6 protein-coding genes and 3 pseudogenes are annotated in these 4,477 nt (G+C 43.8%); 5 read left to right on the top strand and 4 right to left on the bottom strand.

Annotation, left to right across the window (positions count from 1 at the left end; genetic code table 11):
- A pseudogene (locus F6K37_RS32955) lies at positions 1-465 on the bottom strand (AhpC/TSA family protein); the annotation flags it as partial.
- 336 nt (positions 466-801) lie between these two features.
- Positions 802-1,092 (bottom strand): hypothetical protein, encoded by a 291-nt coding sequence (locus tag F6K37_RS32950; RefSeq protein ID WP_008189775.1) that lies wholly within the window; start codon positions 1,090-1,092, stop codon positions 802-804.
- Between the two features lie 463 nt (positions 1,093-1,555).
- On the opposite strand from F6K37_RS32950, the gene F6K37_RS32945 reads away from it, so the two are divergent.
- Both F6K37_RS32945 and F6K37_RS45800 read left to right on the top strand, forming a co-directional pair.
- The gene (locus F6K37_RS32945) at positions 1,556-1,930 is read left to right on the top strand and encodes a DUF433 domain-containing protein (protein ID WP_008189779.1); all 375 of its coding nucleotides are present in this window, start codon (positions 1,556-1,558) and stop codon (positions 1,928-1,930) included.
- Between the two features lie 2 nt (positions 1,931-1,932).
- Positions 1,933-2,326, top strand: a pseudogene (locus F6K37_RS45800) (ACP S-malonyltransferase).
- Positions 2,327-2,409: 83 nt separating this feature from the next.
- Here F6K37_RS45800 and F6K37_RS32935 read toward each other — a convergent pair.
- Complete coding sequence (locus F6K37_RS32935) at positions 2,410-2,982, bottom strand: Uma2 family endonuclease (RefSeq protein WP_287254870.1); 573 nt, start codon at positions 2,980-2,982, stop codon at positions 2,410-2,412.
- A gap of 40 nt (positions 2,983-3,022) precedes the next feature.
- On the opposite strand from F6K37_RS32935, the gene F6K37_RS32930 reads away from it, so the two are divergent.
- The 3 genes from F6K37_RS32930 to F6K37_RS32920 all read left to right on the top strand — a co-directional run bounded on the left by F6K37_RS32930 (position 3,023) and on the right by F6K37_RS32920 (position 4,056).
- Positions 3,023-3,271 (top strand): hypothetical protein, encoded by a 249-nt coding sequence (locus tag F6K37_RS32930; protein ID WP_287254869.1) that lies wholly within the window; start codon positions 3,023-3,025, stop codon positions 3,269-3,271.
- Positions 3,272-3,388: 117 nt separating this feature from the next.
- Positions 3,389-3,730: a hypothetical protein gene (locus tag F6K37_RS32925; protein ID WP_287254867.1), complete on the top strand. Its 342-nt coding sequence runs from the start codon at positions 3,389-3,391 to the stop codon at positions 3,728-3,730.
- Between the two features lie 182 nt (positions 3,731-3,912).
- Positions 3,913-4,056, top strand: a complete 144-nt coding sequence (locus F6K37_RS32920) for a hypothetical protein (protein WP_287254865.1) — start codon at positions 3,913-3,915, stop codon at positions 4,054-4,056.
- Positions 4,057-4,160: 104 nt separating this feature from the next.
- Here the strand turns inward: F6K37_RS32920 and F6K37_RS32915 are convergent.
- Positions 4,161-4,477, bottom strand: a pseudogene (locus F6K37_RS32915) (Uma2 family endonuclease); the annotation flags it as partial.

Below are 4,477 nucleotides of genomic sequence, written 5' to 3'. Positions count from 1 at the left end.
GTAGAGTAATTTCCCCTGTGAATCGAATAAGAAGGTTCCCCCTCGCTGGGTCAGATAAGCCCCATTGGGTACATAAGTATTCCAGTGGCTTAAAACCTCTGTCATATTCCGCAGCCGCAGGGTTGCCAATTCAAAGGGTCTTTGAAAACCTTTGCCACCAGCCAGCCTGAAGAATGACCCCTTGATAGGGGGAAGTGGTATACCTCGCACAACCTCCTCATCATCGAGCAACTGCGGAGCCTGACTATCGCCCCAATAGCCTCGAAATACTTCAGCTAGAGTGCCAGGACTACCAATACCCGCACACATCAGCAGCAGATTCAAGTAGGCATTTAGGGTTATTGAGAGCCCTGGTAGCTTGAGCGATAGTCCTGGATAAAGATTAAGCTGGTGGTGCAGCTGTGCATTGGGACAGACAAACAGCCAATCCCCAGAAAACCCCGTATAGTTGCAGAATCGCTTACCAAAAATTTTGGGTTTAAAGCCCCGTCCTTATAGGACGGCTTTCTTTTTAAGTTAAAACTTGACAGTTTTCGCACTGCGTGTTATTATAAAAGCATAAACAAAAAATAAAAAACTAGATAAATACTATCTAATGATAAGTAGACAACGTAAAAAATATGTATCAGATACATATTGCGTAATTTGGTCTAACGACTTAAACGTCTATGAAAAAAATTAGATTAAAAAAGTATCTATCTATATATAAAAAAAAGGTACGGTGGGGCACACCGAAACCTAGGTTATAAACCAAATACGCTTGTGGAGAGGCGACCTCTATTTTTCCTGGCTCCGGCCTGGTTAAACAAGTAACCCCATTGAAGCAAGAATCCCCGTCCTTCCAGGGCGGGGAGTGTCAACAGAATCGCGATTGCCAATACCAACAGCTCGTATTACTATACCCTCGCCCTGTAACCTTTTTGCTTCCCGTTGCAGCCACCAAGCGTATTCGAGACTGTCGAAATCTCCAAGTTGGGGCCAGACAAGTACCAGCTGGCGGGTGGCTGACTCACAACCGCTCAGAAGTGGCAGGATGACTCCATCACTTACCCGCTGGCACTGGGTCTGATTTAAGATTGTGTAAGGATTCATGTTCAACCGGTTGTTTTAAGGGGAATGTGGTATTAAAAGTAAAGCACGCTTCGACATTGGTTTGAGCTTTGCGATGAAGCGTTCGCGTAGCGTGGCCTACGGCCTCAGCTTCCGCGCTTATGCGATCGCTTCTTCTATAATTTGTTGAATTGCTGCTAAATCAGGAGGCTGTTGGTGGCTCTCCATTCCCAGCCAAAGCAGATACTCAATATTACCACCAGGTCTACTCAAATTGCTGCCTCAATTAAAGGTATTTATCTGCCTTGATCGTAAATTCGGGACTTACTTCAAAGTACCATCGAGTTGAGCCTGGTACGATCGCCGATCAACTGAATGAGTGAGCGAACCATAACGGATCTTATTTCGTGCTTAAAGGGTATATGTGAGCGAACGGGCTTTGAATATAATGGACATTGGGTATCAAGGGAATAGATAGCTATCCACCAGGGATAGGAGGTTTAATATGGTGTCAGCACCTACTGAAGAACCAGCAATCATTCGGACAGAGCGGGGATTGACAATCGCAGGTACACGCATCACTCTTTACGACGTGATGGATTACCTGAAGGCTCAGTATCCACAACAGTTGATCTGTGAAAAACTAAGTCTTAATAATCATCAGATTCGTTCAGCGCTAGCCTACATTGAAACTCATCATGTTGAGTTTGAAGCGGAATACCAAGAATGTCTCCAAACAGCAAAGGAAATTCGGCAATATTGGGAAGAGCGAAATCGAGAACGATTTGCCAAGATCGCAGCAATGCCTCCGAAGCCAGGTCAGGAAGCCCTCCGTGCAAAACTCCAAGCATGGAAAGCGCGAATTGAAGCCCAGGCATAGCCATGAACTTTCTGATTGACTACAATTTAACTGGCGATGCTGTTCTATTTTGGGGAACACTATCGGCTGAAGGATGGCTGGAACTATTACCTATTCGCTTCTTTACATTTCAGGACGCTGACTTGCCAATGGATAGTAGCGATCGCGCTGTTTGGCACAATGCTGCACAGCAACCAAATGATCCTGATTACCGCTAACCGAAATATGAAGGGAGAAGACTCTCTAGAGCAAACAATTCGTGAGGACAATACACCAACTTCGTTACCAATTCTGACAATTGGTAACCCAGATCGACTTGACGAAAGTAGTTATCGGCAAAAATGCGCTACCCGATTGATTGAAATTGTGCTTGATCTGGAAAACTACCTGGGAGTCGGTCGAATTTTTATTCCGTAAATTCTTCAGGGTGGTAGATCCTTTTGGGTATTTATAAAAACTCAAATACGAGCCAGATAGCGTCCTTAATCTTACGTGCTGTTTTACTTAACCGGAAAAAAGCGATTGATTAGTACAACAAAATTGGGTAATAAAGGAGAAGTCAACTCATCCTGATCAAATAAGGTAGCAACTAGAGTTAATTTCCCCTTGTCTCGGCGATATACCTCTACTTGCTTACGAAAACGATCCACAATCCAATATTCTTTTACCCCTTGAATTGAATATAATTTGACTTTAATTTCGCGGTCGCGTTTTTCATTTTCTTTACCAATAGAAATTACTTCCACAACTAATTCAGGTGCTGCGGTCAGATGTCCAGCTTCATCTTCTATTTGAGCTAATCTTTCTTGGCTTACCCACACTACATCAGGAATCACATTATCGGCATCTGAGAAGATAATTCCGGGAGTAATAATGGTTTCACCATTACCTGTTGATTCTGACCAATTATTCAAATAACTAAAAATTCGGCCACAAATTTGTTGATGTCGTCGGTGAGGCGTTCGAGTCACAAATAATTCTCCTTCAATTATTTCGTATATTGTCCCTTCAGAGTGAGGCAATAGTTCTAAATCATCGATTATCCAACTGACTCGATCAATCGTTTCAGTCATACCAATTCTCCTGATTTCATCTGTCTTAATTTTATCAATTGTGGCAGATATGCTAATCTCATGTCGGGATAATTACCCTGCTGAGCATCGCGAAACGGTTCCAAAGGAACATCGCGCTCATTGTTTGAATCCCCCAAGCCCTGTCTTGATGCAGCGCTGCTCCGAAGCTCCCTACTCCCTATTCCCTGCTCCGAAGCTCCCTACTCCCTGTTCCCAGATCCGCTGTTCCCTAAAACCCAGGACAAAAGTACCCACCTTTTTTAGAACTGCCATAATTCAGTTTCCTTAGCAACACCTTATCAACTTCTCAGTTAACGGTCACTTCCTCCTCAGTTAAGACCTGCATTCTAGTAATTAAAGATAACCAGTTAAGCAATTGGACTAATCAAGTCTAGGAGGAACAAAGATGAAAGGTCTCGTACTTGGCAGCTTAGGCACGTTGTTGATTGCTACCGCTACCACTCCCGTCTTAGCATCGGAAATCGCTGCAAACTCCACCGCCAGCGGTAATAATATTGTCGAAGTTCAACCTTTTAACCTCGTCTATCTCGCTTATCAAGGGTACTTTGCTGACCAAGGTATTCCCAGTAATGCTGCTTTAATCAGCGCTATAAAAAGCAAGAAAGTTACCGCAAAAGACCTCGTAGAAAGTGCCATTGCAAGAGGAAGATTATCCCCGGAAACTATCAATGATTCTAGCTATCTGGGTCATGTTAAAACTCAACTCTTCAACCTGAGTAATACTTAATACTTAGACTTAGAGCTGGCACCAGTCCATTCATATCCTACCTTGGCACCCATTATCCCCCAATTCTGGAAAAGTTTAACATCATTAACTCCCATAATTGGGGGCAGGGGGGCGCTGAGCAGGCGATAACCCTAAGCGTGCAAGATTTCAGTAATACCTAACTCTCCATTTGGCGTAAACAAATGAATGTGCGGTGGAAGAAATTACTGGTCAAACTAACCCTGTGGCTGATAGTTGAGGTTGGCCTTAACTTAATGGGACTCGATGATATCGCAGACTATGGCGAGTTCGTCTTTGAGCGAAATTCTACGGTCTTGATTAGTTAAGGGCAATATCAACTTAAAACAGGGGGAATAAGGGTTTCTGGCTTTGGAGGCAGTGGGGCTGGGAGCTCCCTTCTTGCTTGTTTTTGACATCGAAATGGTGGGGTTTATAGCTCGAACTGTTCTGGATCTATGCCCTTTGCTTTTAACTGCGATCGCAAGGCTTGCAACGAAGCTTCTGCCTGTTCAGCCCGTTGTGATGCCTGTTGTTTTTCCAGCCTTTCAAGCTCCAAAGCTTCCTCTGCTTGCTCTAAAGCTTCCTCTGCTTGCTCTGCTCGTTGACGTTCTTGTTCTGCCTGTTGTTGAGCGAGATCTTTGAGCTCAATAATTTCCAAATAAGTAGCAAAACGTTCACCATTGGGATAATACAGCACCAATTGAGATGCTACTAACTCAAACCTAATTCCTAAACGGGGACTAACCC

Source organism: Moorena sp. SIO4E2, assembly GCF_010671945.1.
Classification (GTDB): Bacteria; Cyanobacteriota; Cyanobacteriia; order Cyanobacteriales; family Coleofasciculaceae; genus Moorena; species Moorena producens.
Note: the sequence above shows the minus strand (reverse complement) of the source record. Positions and strands in the feature narration are given on the sequence as shown.

Excerpts from the sequence above, each read along its gene's own strand:
- F6K37_RS32950 (WP_008189775.1), bottom strand. The coding sequence starts at position 1,092 with ATGAATCCTTACACAATCTTAAATCAGACCCAGTGCCAGCGGGTAAGT.
- F6K37_RS32945 (WP_008189779.1), top strand. The coding sequence starts at position 1,556 with ATGGTGTCAGCACCTACTGAAGAACCAGCAATCATTCGGACAGAGCGG.
- F6K37_RS32935 (WP_287254870.1), bottom strand. The coding sequence starts at position 2,982 with ATGACTGAAACGATTGATCGAGTCAGTTGGATAATCGATGATTTAGAA.
- F6K37_RS32925 (WP_287254867.1), top strand. The coding sequence starts at position 3,389 with ATGAAAGGTCTCGTACTTGGCAGCTTAGGCACGTTGTTGATTGCTACC.
- F6K37_RS32920 (WP_287254865.1), top strand. The coding sequence starts at position 3,913 with ATGAATGTGCGGTGGAAGAAATTACTGGTCAAACTAACCCTGTGGCTG.